This window comes from Gordonia prachuapensis (assembly GCF_036350515.1).
GTDB lineage: Bacteria > Actinomycetota > Actinomycetes > Mycobacteriales > Mycobacteriaceae > Gordonia > Gordonia prachuapensis.
Map to the genome: position 1 here is coordinate 23,037 of NZ_JAZDUE010000014.1, position 16,235 is coordinate 39,271.

General features: G+C 67.5%; 15 protein-coding genes. 7 read left to right on the forward strand and 8 right to left on the reverse strand.

Annotated elements, in window-relative coordinates; genetic code table 11:
* The first annotated feature begins 51 nt into the window (after positions 1-51).
* A complete protein-coding gene (locus V1Y59_RS16605) occupies positions 52-1,245 on the forward strand; it encodes an MFS transporter (RefSeq protein ID WP_330506058.1) in 1,194 nt (397 codons plus the stop codon).
* A gap of 23 nt (positions 1,246-1,268) precedes the next feature.
* Here the strand turns inward: V1Y59_RS16605 and V1Y59_RS16610 are convergent, their stop codons facing one another.
* The 4 genes from V1Y59_RS16610 to V1Y59_RS16625 form a co-directional block, all read right to left on the reverse strand.
* On the reverse strand, positions 1,269-2,282 hold the full coding sequence (locus V1Y59_RS16610) for a heme-binding protein (RefSeq protein WP_330506059.1): 1,014 nt from the start codon (positions 2,280-2,282) through the stop codon (positions 1,269-1,271).
* 108 nt (positions 2,283-2,390) lie between these two features.
* Positions 2,391-3,104 carry an HNH endonuclease family protein gene (locus V1Y59_RS16615; RefSeq protein ID WP_330506060.1) on the reverse strand — a complete coding sequence of 238 codons (714 nt, stop codon included), beginning with the start codon at positions 3,102-3,104 and terminating at the stop codon, positions 2,391-2,393.
* A gap of 43 nt (positions 3,105-3,147) precedes the next feature.
* Positions 3,148-5,400, reverse strand: coding sequence for an ATP-dependent DNA helicase RecG (gene recG / locus V1Y59_RS16620; protein ID WP_330506061.1), 2,253 nt, complete (start codon positions 5,398-5,400; stop codon positions 3,148-3,150).
* Positions 5,400-7,067 (reverse strand): DAK2 domain-containing protein, encoded by a 1,668-nt coding sequence (locus tag V1Y59_RS16625; RefSeq protein WP_330506062.1) that lies wholly within the window; start codon positions 7,065-7,067, stop codon positions 5,400-5,402. The genes recG and V1Y59_RS16625 overlap by 1 nt, the downstream gene beginning before the upstream one ends.
* Before the next feature lie 246 nt (positions 7,068-7,313).
* On the opposite strand from V1Y59_RS16625, the gene rpmB reads away from it, so the two are divergent.
* Positions 7,314-7,505 carry a 50S ribosomal protein L28 gene (rpmB, locus tag V1Y59_RS16630; RefSeq protein WP_124706538.1) on the forward strand — a complete coding sequence of 64 codons (192 nt, stop codon included), beginning with the start codon at positions 7,314-7,316 and terminating at the stop codon, positions 7,503-7,505.
* A 123-nt stretch (positions 7,506-7,628) separates the two neighbouring features.
* Complete coding sequence (locus V1Y59_RS16635; protein ID WP_330506063.1) at positions 7,629-8,441, forward strand: enoyl-CoA hydratase/isomerase family protein; 813 nt, start codon at positions 7,629-7,631, stop codon at positions 8,439-8,441.
* A 148-nt stretch (positions 8,442-8,589) separates the two neighbouring features.
* On the opposite strand, the gene V1Y59_RS16640 is transcribed toward V1Y59_RS16635, so the two are convergent.
* The 3 genes from V1Y59_RS16640 to thiL form a co-directional block, all read right to left on the reverse strand.
* Entirely contained in the window at positions 8,590-9,303 is a 714-nt protein-coding gene (locus tag V1Y59_RS16640; protein WP_330506064.1) for a uracil-DNA glycosylase, read from the reverse strand.
* A complete protein-coding gene (locus tag V1Y59_RS16645; protein WP_330506065.1) occupies positions 9,300-9,821 on the reverse strand; it encodes a gamma carbonic anhydrase family protein in 522 nt (173 codons plus the stop codon). Before V1Y59_RS16645 ends, V1Y59_RS16640 begins: the two co-directional genes overlap by 4 nt.
* Before the next feature lie 171 nt (positions 9,822-9,992).
* The gene (thiL, locus tag V1Y59_RS16650; protein ID WP_330506066.1) at positions 9,993-11,009 is read right to left on the reverse strand and encodes a thiamine-phosphate kinase; all 1,017 of its coding nucleotides are present in this window, start codon (positions 11,007-11,009) and stop codon (positions 9,993-9,995) included.
* 98 nt (positions 11,010-11,107) lie between these two features.
* Here thiL and V1Y59_RS16655 point away from each other — a divergent pair, with 98 nt between their 5' ends.
* Positions 11,108-11,356: an Lrp/AsnC ligand binding domain-containing protein gene (locus tag V1Y59_RS16655; RefSeq protein ID WP_330435023.1), complete on the forward strand. Its 249-nt coding sequence runs from the start codon at positions 11,108-11,110 to the stop codon at positions 11,354-11,356.
* Between the two features lie 181 nt (positions 11,357-11,537).
* On the forward strand, positions 11,538-12,080 hold the full coding sequence (locus V1Y59_RS16660) for a DUF3515 domain-containing protein (RefSeq protein ID WP_431309206.1): 543 nt from the start codon (positions 11,538-11,540) through the stop codon (positions 12,078-12,080).
* 24 nt (positions 12,081-12,104) lie between these two features.
* Here V1Y59_RS16660 and V1Y59_RS16665 read toward each other — a convergent pair whose 3' ends face one another.
* Positions 12,105-13,109 carry an NAD(P)H-dependent glycerol-3-phosphate dehydrogenase gene (locus tag V1Y59_RS16665; RefSeq protein WP_330506068.1) on the reverse strand — a complete coding sequence of 335 codons (1,005 nt, stop codon included), beginning with the start codon at positions 13,107-13,109 and terminating at the stop codon, positions 12,105-12,107.
* 135 nt (positions 13,110-13,244) lie between these two features.
* On the opposite strand from V1Y59_RS16665, the gene cofC reads away from it, so the two are divergent.
* Both cofC and V1Y59_RS16675 read left to right on the forward strand, forming a co-directional pair.
* Complete coding sequence (gene cofC, locus V1Y59_RS16670; protein ID WP_330506069.1) at positions 13,245-14,024, forward strand: 2-phospho-L-lactate guanylyltransferase; 780 nt, start codon at positions 13,245-13,247, stop codon at positions 14,022-14,024.
* Positions 14,025-14,031: 7 nt separating this feature from the next.
* Positions 14,032-16,215, forward strand: coding sequence for an RNA degradosome polyphosphate kinase (locus V1Y59_RS16675; protein ID WP_330506070.1), 2,184 nt, complete (start codon positions 14,032-14,034; stop codon positions 16,213-16,215).
* The last annotated feature ends 20 nt before the right edge of the window (positions 16,216-16,235 follow it).

Here is a 16,235-nt window from a genome sequence, read left to right on the forward strand (position 1 = left end):
GCCGCCGGCCGTATTTGACGCGACGGCCGCCCGGCACCGACGCTGGTCCACATGACAACGCGCAGCACCGAGGATGCCGGCGACGGTGCTGCCGGACAGTCCCGACCGCCAACGCTGGCGGCCTTGTTGATCGCGACGTTCCTGGCCTTCGTCAACTACGCCGCGCTCCTACCGGTGGTACCGATGTGGGCGGCCGACGGTGGTGCCGGCAGCGTCGTGGTGGGATCGGTCACCGGCGCGATGATGACGGCCACCGTGCTCACCCAACTGTCGATGCCGTGGCTGTTTCGCCATCTTTCACTGCGCACGATGGTGGTGGCCGGTTCGGCACTTCTGGGTGCGCCCACCCCGCTGTACGCATTGTCGGCGGAGACGTCCGCGATCCTGGCCATCACCGTGATCCGTGGCATCGGATTCGCGTTCGTCGTGATCGCGGGCGCGATCGTCGCAGCCGAGATCGCCGGCCCCGGGAAGCTGTCCTCGTATTCCGCCTACTACGGAGCGGCCGCAGCACTGCCGAACGTCGGTGCGCTGGCCGGTGGCGTGTGGGCCGCAGATGTCTTCGGCTACACCGCGGTCTTCGCCGTCGCGGGCGCGGCAAGCCTCTGCGGCGCCTTCGTGGCCTGTTGGCTGCCCGGGCGGTTACGCGGACGATTCGCGGTCCCCTCGGCCGGAGATGTGCGCCCGATCGCAATCCCCATCATCGTGTTCCTGATGATCGCCGGCGCGTTCGGCGCCGCGACGACCTTCCTTCCACTCGCCGGCCCGACCGCGGCGACGGTCGCGTTCGCTCTCCTCGCCGCATCGGCGGCACTGGTTGCCGGTCGACTGCTCGCCGGCTTCGTCGGAGACCGGCGCGGCGCCGGGCGCCTACTGGTGCCGTCGGCCCTCATCGGTGCGCTCGGCTGCCTTCTCATCTCCTTGTCGCTGGACGGGCCTACCTGGCTGCTCGTCCTCGGCGCAGGCCTCCTCGGTCTCGGTTTCGGCTCCAGCCAGAACGACTCGTTCGTCCTGACCATGCAGCGGCTCGGCACCGGCCGCAGTGGGACGGCAAGCATCATCTGGAACATCGCCTACGACGGGGGTCTCGGCCTCGGTGCCGTCGGATTCGGTTGGTTCGTCGGCACGTTGGGATACGCCGGCGCGTTCATCGCCATGTGCTCGGCGATCGTCGCGGTGGCGCTCCTGTGTGCGCGATTCGTCTCCGCCCAACGCGGTCGTCCTCTTCGCGAGGGCGATGCCTGACACGTGGTTCTCGGCACGCTTCCTCAGTGCCGCATGAACTCCACGGCCGGCGAGCTCGACGAGGTGTCGTCGCTGACCTTCTCCATGGTGTTGAAACTGATGTGCGGCCACTTGATGAGTCCCGGTCCGCCGTCGCGACGTTCGAAGAAGTCGAGCATGACCACCTGCATGTACTGGAGCCGCCACTTGATCGTGCCGTTGTCGTCGACCTTCTGAATCCAGAACGTCGACTTCATCTCGGTCGCGTTCGCCTGGGCGACGATGAAGGGGATGTTGGAGATCCCGCCGGTGGCGGTTGTGGTGTCGAGTTCGATGGTGGTCGTCTCGATGATGTTCACTCCGTTGTTCGCGTCGGCCAGCAGCCCCGAGGAGTCGAGCGGATCGAAGATGCCTTGGAAGTGGGTGTCGACGAAGTGCTTGTACGGCGCGAGATAGGGCGAGTCCAGGTCGTCGTCCACCCCGATCGGCAGGGCGTTCACCGGATCGATCCGCGGCGGCCCCGGCGTGGTCTCGGCGTTGCCCAGGGCCAGTACCGAATCACCGTGCGGGACGGTCGCCAGGCGACCGATGGTGGGTCCGCCGTTCGTCTGATCCTGCATGAACAGGAACAGACCCGGCTCGTGGTGGATACCGGCATCGGGGTTGCCCGCGAGGCCGCTCACCGGGAAGTCCGCCGCCGCAATCTGTTTGATCGCCTGCTCGTAGTCGAGCGCACCGACTTCCTGATCGGCCTCGACTGTCGTCCCGTTGCGGGAGATCCCCCGATTCGGGACGTTCTTGTCGACGAGGCTGAACTTCAGAACCTCGTTGTACTGGTTCATGAGCACGCGGTAATTGAAGCCCTCCCCCGGCGGGGTCGCGAACGGCAGCGCGATGAGATTCCACCCGCGTCCGACGAGGTTGGGCTCGTTCGCCCACGTTCCGGGCAGCTCGGCGAGCTGCCCGAGGTCGGGGTCACCGGGTCGGGCGATCTCGACAGTGCGTTTGTCGATGTCGGCGATGGAGGACACTGTGGTGGGTTCTTCGATGATGGACATAGGGAGCCTTCCGGCGAGTAGTGGCTGTGGTCTACCGACCATCGCCACATTGCCCGTCGGCCACACGCGTAGCGCACTACCTCATTCTCTTGTGCCCGCGGCGCGTCACTACCCGCCGCATCGCCGGAGAACGGCTGCCAGGGTGTCGACGGACGGCGAATCGACCTGCAGCCGATACGACACGGTCACCGCGATGAACTGAATCGCATACTGGCAGTGGAAAGTCCGATTCGGCGGCAGCCAGCGAGCCGGTTCATGGTCGGACTTGGCCAGGTTCGACGCCGCATCCACCGCAACCAGATTCGCCGTGTCATTCGCGAAATTGGCTCGCGCCGCCCACGGCCAGGCCCACGCACCCATGTCCCACGCATAGGCGAGCGGCACGATGTGGTCGATCTGGACCGCACCTGCACGTCGGTCGCGGCGAAAGACGACGAACTCGCCCGTGTACGGGCTGCGAAACTCGCCGGACATCACCGCCCGCGGGCACGAGTCGATGACCGAGAGCTGCACGTCGACGAGATCTCTTGTCAGGACATCGTTTCGGGTGTCACAGCCGTTGGCACCGCCGGCGACCGTGACGGCGTCGGTCCACGCGGTGCCGAATGCCTCACGCTGGTAGTCCGACCGCGGGGCCCGCTCCCCGACCACAGCCACCCGGGCCAGCGCGGACATCGCCTGACGCGCCTGGGACGCCACCGCCGGATCGCTCGGACCGTCGCGGTCCGCGACGATCACGCCCGCCGCGACGATCACCGTCGTCGCCACGCCTGCAATGAGCACCAGCCACCAGCGCACCGGCCAGACTGCAGTCGACTCCATACTTCTTGGACGTCGCCGGGCCGCTCGGCGTTCCGTTCTCCGGCTACGACTTGTCCAGGTATTTGACCTTGGTGGGCACGAGCACCGCGTCGACGAGATCGGCAAGAGGTCGGTGATCGGCCAGCGGCAGATCCACACCGACGATCTCGTCGGCGAGTTCACGGGCGTCGGCGATGACGTCGGCGTCCGACAGCAACGACAGGAAGTGCAGCGACGAGACCCCGCCCGACTGAATCGAACCGAGCACATCACCTTCTCGGCGCTGTTCGAGGTCGATGCGGGCGAGTTCGAATCCATCCGTGGATCCTTCGACCGCCTTCAGCCGCTGCATCGCCTGCGAGACCGGCGGCGCGGTCGTCATCAGCAGACAGAGACCAGGATGACCGCCACGGCCGACACGACCACGCAGCTGGTGCAGCTGACTGACCCCGAAGCGATCGGCATCGACGATGACCATCATCGTGGCATTCGGCACGTCGACGCCCACCTCGATGACGGTGGTGGAGACGAGGACGTCGATCTCGCCGCGACCGAATGCGTCCATCACCGCGTTCTTCTCGTCGGCGGGCAATCTTCCGTGCAGCATTTCGATGCGGTGTTCACCGAGCGGTCCGGTCAGCAATTCCTGGTACTGGTCGAGCACCGAGACGCTCGTCTGTTCCGGCCCCTCGGCGGCCCGCTTGGACTTCTTGCCACCGGGGTCATCGCCGATCCGAGAACAGACCACATAGACCTGACGGCCCTGCGCGATCTCCTCGGCGGCCCGTGCCCACGCGCGATCCACCCACGACGCGTTGCGCATCGGGACCACCGAGGTCTTGATCGGTTGCCGCCCGCGGGGCAACTCGGTGAGCACCGAGGTGTCGAGGTCACCGAACACCGTCATCGCCACGGTCCGCGGGATAGGCGTCGCGGTCATCACCAGAAAGTGCGGCATCCCGGAGTCTTTCCGCTTGGTGCGCAACGTGTCCCGCTGCTCCACCCCGAACCGGTGCTGTTCGTCGACCACCACCATGCCGAGATCGAAGAAGTCCACGTTCTCCTCGAGCAGCGCGTGGGTGCCCACCACGATGCCGGCTTCGCCGGTCACCACGTCGAGCAACGTCTGCCGCCGGCCCGCGGTCTTCATCGAACCGGTGAGCAGGGCGATCTTGGTCGCGCGGTCGGCGGCCGTCAGCTCGCCCGCCTGGGCGAGATCGCCCAGCATCGTGGTCATCGTGCGGAAGTGCTGCGCGGCGAGGACTTCGGTGGGCGCCAGCATCGCGCACTGATGTCCGTTGTCGACGACACGCAGCATCGCCAGCAGCGAGATCAGGGTCTTACCCGAACCGACCTCGCCCTGCAGGAGACGACTCATCGGGGTGTCACGGCCCAGGTCGTCGGCGATCTCGGCCACCACCGCCTGCTGTCCGTCGGTCAGGGTGAACGGGAGACGCGCGAGCAGCCGGTCCTCGAGCCCGTTTTCGACGTGCGGGCAGGACGGCCCGTTCTCGGTGCGGCCGGCGATCCGTCGTTGCGCCAGCACGGTCTGGATGGCCATCGCCTCATCGAACTTCAACCGGGCGCGGGCCGACTCGATGTCGTCGTCGGTGTCGGGGAGGTGGATTCCGCGCAGCGCCGCTTCGGTGCTCACGAGCCCGCGGGCATCGCGCTGCTCCGGCGTGAGCGCGTCCGGCGGTATCTCGCCACCGGACTCGACGGCGACCAACGTGCGCGCGATCGCGGTTCCGATCGTCCACGTCTGGATGTCCTTGGTGGCCGGGTAGATCGGGATGATGGGTCGGTCCATCAGTTCGACACCACCCGAGTTCGCCAACTCCTCGGCCTCGGCGCCCAGCATCTCCGCGAGCATCGCCGACCCGACCACGCGATCCACCTCGGGCTCGCCGTCGGGCAACACCGCCCACTCGGGGTGGGATAGCTGTATCTGCCCACGGAAGATCTTGACCTTGCCCGCCATCATCACCCGCGCTCCGGGTTTGATCCGGTGTTGGATGAACCGCGCATTGAAGAAGTTGGCCTGGTACGTATAGCTGTCGTCGGTGACGGTGACCTTCAGGAACGATCCCGAACGTTTGCGCATCGGGACCATCTTCGAGCCGGTGACCCGACCGACGACCGTGAGCCAATCCTCTTCCACCGGAAGGTCGTTCTCGTTGGAGAGCTGGCCTTGCCGCACGTAGCGGCGCGGGGCATACCGCAGCAACTCGCCGACCGTGGATATCCCGAGCGTCTCGATCTTCGACACGACCTTCGCCTCGAGGACCGCATCGAGCCCGTCGGCCATCGCGACCATTACTCAACACCCACCTGCATCAGTTGGTCGGCCTGGCCGGTCCGGTAGATCGCGAGTTCCACCCCGGCGTAGCTGCGCCGCATCTGCTCGGTCAGCGCGTCCAGCGCCGAGTCGTCGACGCCGGCACCGGCCATCACGGTGACCATCTCGCCGCCGGTGGCGAGCATCAGGTCGACCAGTGCCGTGGCGGCGCCCGTCTGATCGGGGGCGATCACCAGGACGTCGGAGCCGATCATGCCCAAGACGTCGCCCACCTCACTGGTCCCGGCCAAGGTCATGATGCGGCTGTCGGCCCGCACCAGCGAACCCCATCGGGTACCCGCAGCCGCCTCGGCCATGGCATAGGTGTCGGGATCGGGCGCCTCGGTGGGGTCGTGGACGGCGAGCGCCGACAGGCACTGCACCATCGACGACGTCGGCAGGAAGACGACCGAGCGCTGTGCGGAACGGGTGGCGGCAGTCACGGACACCAGGTCCTGGGAGCTGAGCTTGCCGTTGGCCATGACGACGACGTGTGCGCTGTCGGCGGCCCGGATGGCGGCGGTGAGCGCATCCGGGGTGAGTCCGTCGTCGGCCCGCACCACCGCCGCACCCGCCTCGGTGAACAACTCGTCGGCGCCCTCACCGGTCACCGCCGCGATGACGGCGCGCTTGTGCCGCGGCGGGGGCTCGGCGGAGTCGGCCTGCGCCCGCAGCGCATCGAGCGCGAAGCAACTGATCCGGACCTCCGAGATCGGGCCGCGGACCACGCCCGCCTCGACGGCCTTCCCGGGATCGCTGGTGTGCACGTGGACGGAGAACCGCTCGCCACCGGACGAGCTGTCACCCACGATCACCACCGAGTCACCGATGTCGTTCAGGGTTTTGCGCAGCGAACCGACCTTCTCGCCCGCGGCACCGTCGAGGACATACATGACCTCGAAATCCATGTCGCTGCCGCCGCTGCACGTGTCGTTGTCCTGATGGCCGGGCTCGCCGCCGCCGATGAGAATCCCGCGATACCGACGGCGCCGCTGCGCGACACCGGTCAACACCGCGACCATCGCGTCCGCCAGCGCGAGGAAGCCGCGGCCGCCGGCGTCGACGACACCGGCTTCCGCGAGCTCCGGCAACTGCTCGGGTGTCCGTTCCAGGGCGTCGGCACAGTCATCGGCGACGGCCCGGGCGAGGTCACCGGCAGATTCGGACACATGGGCGCCCGCGGTTACGGCGGCGGTACGGATGAGGGTCAGGACGGTCCCCTCACGCGGATCGCTCACCGCGCGGACCGCGGCGAGCGATCCGAGTCGGAGACCGGCCGACCACAGGTGATTGAAGGTGAGCTGCGCTTCGTCCGACATCAGCTCTGCCGCGTCGGCCAGGCCCATCAGCACCTGCGACAGGATGATGCCGGAGTTGCCGCGCGCCTGGGCGACCGCCGCATCCGCCATCGCACGGGCGACCGCAGCCGTCGAGGCATCCGCCGGGAGGGAACCGAGAGCGTCGGCCGCCGCCTGCATGGTGAACAGCATGTTGCTGCCGGTGTCGGAATCGGGAATCGGGAAGACGTTCAGGTCGTTGATCTCGCCGCGCAACGTCTCGAGTCCGTCGACTGCGGTGTGCGCCCAATCCCGCAGGAGATCCGGGTTCATCGTGCGGATGAGACCACCGTCGAACACCGACTCCATGAAACCCCTTACCGTTGGCAGTGGTGACTGGCAGGGGCGACGGCCACTCGCCCGCTGTGCTCGAGGTTACTCGGGGGCGACGACAGCCACGGGGTCACCACCGACGGCCCGGATTTGGCCGGGTCGCCACCGGGCGGCTATTCTTGCAGGGTTGCCTTGCGACTGTACCCGTCGGCGTCCGCCGTCGAACGCGGAACTCGCAGGCAGAACAACGACCACTTTTCATCAACACAAGGGAGTTCGACGATGGCTGCCGTCTGCGACATCTGCGGCAAGGGACCGGGCTTCGGCAAGTCGGTTTCGCACTCGCACCGGCGCACGAACCGCCGGTGGAACCCGAACATTCAGTCGGTGCGCGTCGAGGTCGCGCCGGGGAACCGCAAGCGCAAGAACGTGTGCACCTCCTGCCTGAAGGCCGGCAAGACCGCTCGCGTCTGATGCGGTGCGGTGATCAGCCGCACCCCGTCGAACCCGACACCACACCGAACCCGACTCCCCCGAGCGAACAACCGCTCGGCCCTGGGAGTCGGGTCTTTGTGCGTTGCGGCTAGTGTGCAGAGCATGACCGCCGATCCTGTCACCGCCCCCGCCGAACTCGTCACCCAGGACGACGCCGTGCTGACGATCAACGTCTCCACAGCCGGCCCCGGAAATCCGCTGTCCGACCCGGCCATGCTCGCCGGCGCTGCCGCGCTACGGGAGGTCGCCCGCGGTGAGCGGGAGGTCGGTGCGATCCTCCTGCGGGGACCCGGCGCCAACTTCTGTGCAGGTGGCAACGTCCGCGATTTCGCGGCCGCGGAGCACCGACCGACCTTCCTCCGCGAGATCGCCGACTGCTTCCATGCGTTCATCAATGCCCTCCATGAGGCCGACCGGCCGGTCGTCGCCGCGGTCAAGGGGTGGGCTGCGGGCGCCGGGATGAGCATCGTCACTCACGCCGACGTCGCGATCGGCGGGTCCGCCACCAAGATGCGGCCCGCCTACCGCGGGATCGGGTTGTCGCCCGACGGCGGTATGACGTGGACGCTCCCTCGCCTCGTCGGTGCCGCGCGTGCGCGCCACATCATCCTGACCGACCCCGTCATCGACGCCAAGAAGGCGCTCGCGTGGGGCCTGTTGTCCGATGTGGTGGACGATGGCGATGTCGAATCCGCGGCCCGGTCGGCAGCGGAGAAGATCGCCGCAGGACCGTGGCGCGCCGACAGCGCCGCGCGTGAGCTGTTGACCCGATCCGCGACATCCACCCTGGGCGACCAGCTCGCCGTCGAGGCCCAGTCCATCTCGGCGCTGTCGGCCTCTGCGGAGGGCATCGAGGGCGTCGACGCGTTCGTCGCCAAACGCAAGCCTGATTTCGCAACTGCCCGGAAGGCGTGAGCGACCGAAACGCCCTCCCGGTCCCTGAGGAGCCCGCGAACGGAGTGAGCGTGCGTCACGAAGGGCCGCCCCTTCGTGAAGCTCGCTCCTCAGGGAGCAGGAGACGCTCGCAAGCTCGCTCCTCAGGGAGCGGAGGTCGGGAAAAGGCTCAGGAGGGTAGCCGCCAGTCCACCGGGTCTGCGCCCAGATCCTCGAGGGCGTCGTTGGCCCGGCTGAAGGGCCGCGATCCGAAGAAGCCGCGGCTCGCGGACAGCGGTGACGGATGGGCCGACTCGATCACCGGCACGTCGGGCAACCACTGCTTGAGGCCGGCCGCGTCACGTCCCCACAGGATCGCCACGAGCGGTTCGGCGTTGCGGGCGACCAGTGCCTTGATCGCGCACTCGGTGACCTGTTCCCAGCCTTTGCCGCGGTGCGACGCCGGCGCCCCGGGTGAGACCGTGAGCACTCTGTTCAGCAGCAGGACACCGGATCTCGCCCACGGAGTGAGGTCGCCGTTGGCCGGCATCGGGTACCCGAGGTCATCGCAGTACTCGCGATAGATGTTGGCCAGCGATCGCGGAATCGGCGAAACCTCCGGCGCCACCGAGAAACTCAGGCCCACGGCGTGACCGGGCGTCGGGTACGGATCCTGGCCCACGATGAGCACCCGGACCTCGTCGAACGGGTTGGTGAATGCGCGCAGCACGTTCTGACCGGCCGGCAGGTAGCCCCGTCCGGCCGTGTTCTCCTCACGCAGAAACCGGCCCATCGTGGTGATGCCCGGTGCGACCGGCTCGAGCGCCTCGGCCCACCCCGGGTCGATCAACTCGGCGAGTGGCTTGGGTGCCGGGGGTACCGAATCCGACATCGGTTCGGTCATCCGATCCTCCGCAACGACTCGCGGAAGTACTTCGCGTTCTGGTGATACACCTCGACATTGAGGTCGATGTGCCCTTCCGGCACCTGGTAGCCCTCGCGGACCTTGGCCGGCACCCCGAGCGCCATCGTCCGTTCCGGCACGTCGAACTTGAACGGCACCACCGCACCGGCACCGACGATGGCACCACGGCCGATCGTCGACCCGTTGAGCACCACCGATCCGGAGGCGATGAGGCAGTGGTCGCCGATCGTCGCCCCCTCGATGTGAGCGTTGTGTCCGACCACGCACTCCTCTCCGATGACCGTCGCGTCCATCGGTGTGCAGTGGATGATGGTGCCGTCCTGGATGTTGGTCCGGCGTCCGACGGTGATGGTCCCGGCATCGCCCCGCAACACCGCGGTCGGCCACACCGACACCCCTTCGGCCAGGACCACATCGCCGATCACGACGGCGTCCGGATGGATGTAGACATCGTCGGCGATGGTCGGTTCACGGTCACCGAGTGCGTAGATTGCCATGCACCGAATCTAGACACCCCGCTCGAACCGACGATGACGGGCATGCTGGCGATCCGTCCACGGACGTCACCGGAGACGGGTGCGAACTGGATAATCCGGCCGACTGCGCTCCACGGTGATCCAGACGGACACATTCGAGCCATCGCGTGGGAGCGATCCTCGTGCAACGTGTCAGGAGTCGAACGACTGCCAGCCCTGTACCTCGACGGGCCGACCGTCCACCAGCACACCGTTCCCCTCGCAGACCTCGCCGATCCGTGTCCAGCCCGTCGGGACCGCGCCGTCGGGAAAAGCAGCCAGCAACTCGTGGTCCTCGCCGCCCGCGACCGCCCACTCCCGGTCATCGGCCCCGAGTCGGTCGGCGGCCGCACGCATGTCCGGCCCGGCGGGGATGAGGTCGCTGGCGACCGCCAACTGCACGCCCGACGCAGCCGCCATCGTGATCAGTTCCTCGACGAGTCCGTCGGAGATGTCGGTCATCGCGTGGGCGCCAGCTCGGGCCGCGGCTGCACCCTGTGTGAGGTCGGGGTCGGGCAGACGATGTGCCCGGACCAGGTCGGGATACTCGGTGAGGAGATCGTCTGCGCCCCGAGCCTCAGCATCGAGGAGGAGCGCGAGCCCGGCGGCGCTGGCACCCAACGCACCACCCGTGACCGCGAGCACGTCACCCGGCCGGGCCCCGCCCACGACGATCGGCTCCGCCCCGTCGAGCGCGCCGATCGTCGTCACCGTCAACACCACCTGCTCGGCGGCCACCAGGTCGCCGCCGAGCACGCGTCCGCCGAGCCGGTGAGTGGCCTCGACGATCCCGGCATTGAGGTCGAGCACCGTCCCGACGGTCGTGGACGGCGGGCAGCCGATCGACACGACCGTGCCGGTCACCCGTCCGCCCATCGCGGCGATGTCGGCCGCACTCTGCACCACGGCCCGCGCGCCGACCGTGCGTGCGTCTGACCAGTCGAATCGGAAGTGACGATCCTGCACCGCGGTGTCGGTACTGATGACCGTGGGACCTGCGGTGTCGATCACTGCGGCGTCGTCGCCGGAGCCGATCACGATGTCGGGCGGACTGCCGGCCGAGTCGAGAGCGACGGCGGCCCTGGTCAGTTCGGCGATGAGGCGGCGCTCCCCGACCTCGCCGACCGAACGCGACCGGTCAACCGATTCCCCGGTGTCTCCGACGGACACGACATCTCCTCGATCCTGTTCCAGTCGCGCATGGATGGGGTTGTCAGCGACAATACTGAAACCGGGTCGACAGCCGGACCCCGGGCGCAGACGAGAGGATGGGCGTGGTTCAGGCATACATTCTGATCCAGACCGAGGTCGGACGGGCCGCGCTGGCAGCGGCGACGATCGCGGAGATCTCCGGTGTCGCCACATCCGAAGAGGTCAGCGGGCCCTACGACGTCATCGTCCGCGTCGATGCCGCCGACGCGACACACCTCACCGAGAACGTCGTCCCGCAGATCCAGAAGGTGGACGGGATCACCCGTACCCTGACCTGCCCCGTGGTACAGAGCCCCCAGCACTGACAAATCCCGGAGGATTAGGGCGTGTCTCCCAATTCCTCTGCGAGGTATTGGCGGAGTCGTTGGTTCTCTGGCAAGGCGGAGGAGGGAGCGATAGCGGCAGCTATCGTGACCGACGACAACGCCGCCAGAGGGCCAACGAGCCGCCTAGACCCGCAAAGGGAATTGGGAGAGATGCCCTACGCTGTTCGTCGTGACCGAGGACGACCAGCAATCTCGCTACGGCACCGGTCCGCGACTGAGCCCGGCGCTGATCGCGACTCTCGTGGCGATACCGGTGATGGTGATCGTCGGGTTCATCACCTTCGCCGCGTTGCGACCCGAACCGACCACGCCCATCGAGTCGTACGTGTCCGGTGAGGCGGCTCCGGCCGAGTGTGCCAAGCTCATCGACGCCGTGCCCCAGACCTTCGACGGGTTCGGCGACAAGCAGGTCGCGGGCACCACGGTGACGTGGCCGTCGGAGTCCGACGGCGATCCGGTGACACTGCGTTGCGGCATCTCCCGCCCCGACGAGCTGTCACCGACGAGCAACCTGCAGGTGATCCATCCCGTGCAGTGGTTCATCACCGACACCGTCGAGGGCTCAGGTCAGGCCTATGTGTGTGTCGACCATCGCCCGTACGTGGCGATGTGGATTCCCGAGAACGCCGGCAACGGGCCGATCACCGACGTCTCCGCCGTGATCGACGAGACCCTGCCGCGCGGCCCGCTCGACTTCGGATGAGAAAACGTTCGCAGGGCGGGAAGGTCAGTCGTAGATCTCCGGCTTGGCACGACGGCCCAGGAGTGAACTCACCGCATCCGCCACGGTCAGGCCGGAGTGGCACACCTGATGCACGGCGTCGGTCAGCGGCATCTCGACGTCGTACTTGTCGGCGAGTGCACGAACCGACGTGCAGGACTTGACCCCCTCGGCGACCTGACCGTGGGTGGCGTCCTGCGCCTCCTGCATCGTCGCGCCCTCGCCGAGGTGTGCGCCGAACGTCCGGTTGCGGGACAGCGGCGACGAGCATGTGGCGACCAGATCGCCGACCCCGGCCAACCCGGCCATCGTCTCGATCTGGGCACCGACCGCGACACCGAGCCGGATCGTCTCCGCGAGTCCACGGGTGATGATGGTCGCCAGGGTGTTCTGGCCGAACCCCACACCGCTGGCGATCCCGCACGCGAGGGCGATGACGTTCTTGACGGCACCGCCGATCTCGCATCCGATCACATCGGTGTTGGTGTACGGCCGGAAGTAGCGGGTCTTGAATGCGTCCTGTAGATCGCGCGCGCGGTCCTCGTCCGCGCAGGCGATGACCGTCGCCGCCGGCTGCCCCTCCGCGATCTCCCGCGCGAGATTGGGGCCCGACAGCGCCGCGATCCGCTCTCGGGGCGCCCCGGACACCTCGGAGATGACCTCGGTCATCCGCAGCAGCGTGCTGGTCTCCACCCCTTTGGCGAGAGACACGAAGGTCGTGTCGGTGCCCACGTAGGGCATCCAGTCGGTGAGATTCGCGCGCAACGACTGCGACGGCACGGCACACACCACCACATCGGCCCCCGACATCGCCTCGCCGACCGAACTCGTCGCCGAGAGTCCGTCCGGAAGGGTGATACCCGGCAGGTAGTCGGCATTGGTGTGGTCGCGGGTGATGCGCTCCGCCAACTCGGGTCGTCGAGCCCACAGGGTGGTATCCGTACCCGCGTCCACGAGGACCTTCGCCATCGCGGTTCCCCACGATCCCGCACCCATCACCACCGCACGCACGAGCAACTCCTTCGCCGACCGACCTCGCACCTCACCCTAATGCGTGGTCTCACGGTGCAAGAAAGAACAGCCGTGCAAGGGCCGATCGGCGGGTGTGGGTGACCGCGTCCGGTGCGGATCGGCATCATGGTCATCATGACGTCGACCTCACCGACCGACCCGGGCGTGCCGCGCCTCGGTGACGTCGTCGCGGTCCTGGCGGTGAAGCGCCTCGGTGAGGCGAAGACACGACTGGCGGCGAGCCGGGCGTCCGCATCCGACGGACTGCACCGCGAACTGGTGTTGGCGATGTTGCTGGACACCATGGACGCGCTGCGGCGCTCCGGCATCGACCACTCGGTCGTGATCAGCCCCGACGACGGGGTCCTCGCTGCCGCGCACAGAGTCGGCGCGGCGAGTGTGCGGGAGTCGGCGGGACGCGGTGCGGGGCTCGACCGACTCAACCAGGCGTATGCCGACGCGGCCACCGTCGCCCGGCGGCGCTGGCCGACGGCGCGGACCGTGATGCTCGTGCAGGCAGACCTGCCCGCCGCGACCCCGGACAGCTTCCGGTCGGTGGTGATCCAGGCCCGCGGGATGCGTCAGGCGGTACTCGCCGATCGCGACGGCGCCGGGACGACGCTGCTGTTGCGCCGATCCGACATCTTGGAGCCGCCACACTTCGGCCCGGATTCGGCTGCCGCTCACCGGGAGGCGGGCGCCGTGGAACTCGATCCCGAGCACCTTCGGTGGGCCGACCTGCGGACCGATGTCGACACCGCCGAGGACCTCGACGCCGCCCTGGCATTGGGTGTGGGCCATCACACCGCGGCCGCGCTGGGGAAGCGACATCCTGCGCCGGAGCGAGCACCCGCGATGGCATCGGAACCGATGTCGGTGACCAAACGCTTCAGGCCCGCGCGGGATGCGTCATGATTGAACGGTGAGCCCTGCCGACGACATCGCCACCCAGCCGGTCACCTCGATTCCCGGTGCGCCGCCCGCGGCGACACTCGTCCCGGACGAGTCCGCCGACCTGCCCGACGATCGCTACCTCAATCGCGAACTGAGCTGGCTGGACTTCAATTCCCGCGTTCTCGCGCTCGCCGAGGACACCTCCATCGCGTTGCTGGAGCGCGCGAAGTTCCTGGCCATCTTCGCGTCCAACCTCGACGAGTTCTTCATGGTGCGCGTGGCCGGTCTCAAACGACGCGACGAGACGGGACTGTCGGTGCGCTCGGCCGACGGCCTGTCCCCACGCGAGCAGTTGCGACGAATCGCGGCCCGCACCCAGACCATCGCCGACCGGCACGCGCGGGTGTTCCTCGATTCGGTCGACCCGGCCTTGGCCGACAACGACATACATGTGGTCACGTGGGCCGAGTTGTCGCAGGAACAGAAGGCACGGCTGGTCGATTACTTCCACGAGGATGTCTTCCCGGTTCTCACCCCGCTGGCTGTGGACCCGGCGCACCCGTTCCCGTACATCAGCGGACTGTCGTTGAACCTGGCTGTGACGGTGAGAGATGCCAACGAGGGCGGCGAACATTTCGCACGCATCAAGGTTCCCGACAACGTCAGCCGACTGATCCGGGTCGACAGTCTGATGCGCCGTTCCGACCCGTCCAAGAAGGACGACCAACAGACGATCTTGCTTCCACTCGAGACACTGATCGCGGCGAATCTCGAGCATTTGTTCCCGGGTATGGAAATCGTTGAGCACCACGCATTCCGGATCACCCGAAATGCCGATTTCGAGGTCGAGGAGGACCGCGACGAGGATCTGCTGCAGGCGCTCGAACGCGAGCTCGCCCGCCGGCGGTTCGGCTCCCCGGTCCGCCTCGAGGTCGCCGACGACATGAGTGAGCACATGCTCGAACTCCTGCTGCGCGAACTCGACGTGAACCCCGACGACGTCATCCAGGTTCCCGGCCTGCTCGACCTCTCCTGCCTCTTCGAGGTTCACGGACTCGACCGTCCGCAGCTCAAGGACCGGCCGTTCGTCCCCGCGACCCATCCCGCCTTCGGCGAGCGCGAGACTCCCAAGAGTGTGTTCTCGACCCTCCGCGAGGGTGATGTGCTCGTCCATCACCCGTACGACTCGTTCTCCACCAGCGTGCAGCGCTTCATCGAGCAGGCGGCCGCGGATCCGCAGGTCCTCGCGATCAAACAGACGCTCTACCGCACCTCGGGCGACTCCCCGATCGTCAACGCACTCATCGACGCAGCCGCCGCCGGCAAGCAGGTCGTCGCACTGGTGGAGATCAAGGCGAGGTTCGATGAGCAGGCGAACATCAAGTGGGCCAGGCAACTCGAGCAAGCAGGTGTGCACGTCGTCTACGGTCTCGTCGGCCTGAAGACGCACTGTAAGACGTGCCTCGTGGTGCGACGCGAGGGCTCGTCCATCCGGCGCTACTGCCACATCGGAACCGGAAACTACAACCCGAAGACGGCCCGGCTCTACGAGGACGTCGGCCTGTTCACCGCTGCACCCGACATCGGTGCCGACCTCACCGATCTGTTCAACACGTTGACCGGGTACTCACGGAAGAAGGAGTACCGCAACATTCTCGTGGCACCGCACGGGATCCGGTCGGGCATCATCGAGCGGATCAACGGCGAGATCGATCGGCATCTCCAGGGTGATACGCGGGCGCGGGTCCAGGTCAAGGCGAACGCGCTCGTCGACGAGCAGGTCATCGACGCGCTCTATCGCGCGTCGCAGAGCGGCGTACCGGTGGACATCGTGGTCCGTGGGATCTGTGCCCTGCGTCCGGGGATGCCCGGCATCAGCGAGAACATCGTGGTGCGATCCATTCTCGGCCAGTTCCTGGAACATTCGCGGGTTCTGTACTTCGGGGCGCAGGACGAGTACTGGATCGGTAGCGCCGACATGATGCACCGCAATCTCGACCGCCGGGTCGAGGTGATGGTGCAGGTGCGCGATCATCGCCTGACCAGCGAGCTGAACGACGTGTTCGCCTCGGCACTCGATCCGCGCACGCGATGCTGGGAGCTGCAGTCGGATGGCAGTTGGGTCGCGTCACCGGCGGCAGGCGAGGAGGTCCGCGATCACCAGCGGCAGATGATTCGGCGCAATCGCCGACGGCCCGACCCGAACTCGTGAACCTGTCCGCAATCTCGAAC

Coding starts and splice junctions, on each gene's coding strand:
- V1Y59_RS16610 (WP_330506059.1), bottom strand. CDS start 2,282: ATGTCCATCATCGAAGAACCCACCACAGTGTCCTCCATCGCCGACATC.
- V1Y59_RS16615 (WP_330506060.1), bottom strand. CDS start 3,104: ATGGAGTCGACTGCAGTCTGGCCGGTGCGCTGGTGGCTGGTGCTCATT.
- cofC (WP_330506069.1), top strand. CDS start 13,245: ATGACGTCGACCTCACCGACCGACCCGGGCGTGCCGCGCCTCGGTGAC.
- V1Y59_RS16655 (WP_330435023.1), top strand. CDS start 11,108: ATGGGCGTGGTTCAGGCATACATTCTGATCCAGACCGAGGTCGGACGG.
- V1Y59_RS16635 (WP_330506063.1), top strand. CDS start 7,629: ATGACCGCCGATCCTGTCACCGCCCCCGCCGAACTCGTCACCCAGGAC.
- V1Y59_RS16640 (WP_330506064.1), bottom strand. CDS start 9,303: ATGACCGAACCGATGTCGGATTCGGTACCCCCGGCACCCAAGCCACTC.
- V1Y59_RS16625 (WP_330506062.1), bottom strand. CDS start 7,067: ATGGAGTCGGTGTTCGACGGTGGTCTCATCCGCACGATGAACCCGGAT.
- recG (WP_330506061.1), bottom strand. CDS start 5,400: ATGGTCGCGATGGCCGACGGGCTCGATGCGGTCCTCGAGGCGAAGGTC.
- rpmB (WP_124706538.1), top strand. CDS start 7,314: ATGGCTGCCGTCTGCGACATCTGCGGCAAGGGACCGGGCTTCGGCAAG.
- V1Y59_RS16645 (WP_330506065.1), bottom strand. CDS start 9,821: ATGGCAATCTACGCACTCGGTGACCGTGAACCGACCATCGCCGACGAT.
- V1Y59_RS16605 (WP_330506058.1), top strand. CDS start 52: ATGACAACGCGCAGCACCGAGGATGCCGGCGACGGTGCTGCCGGACAG.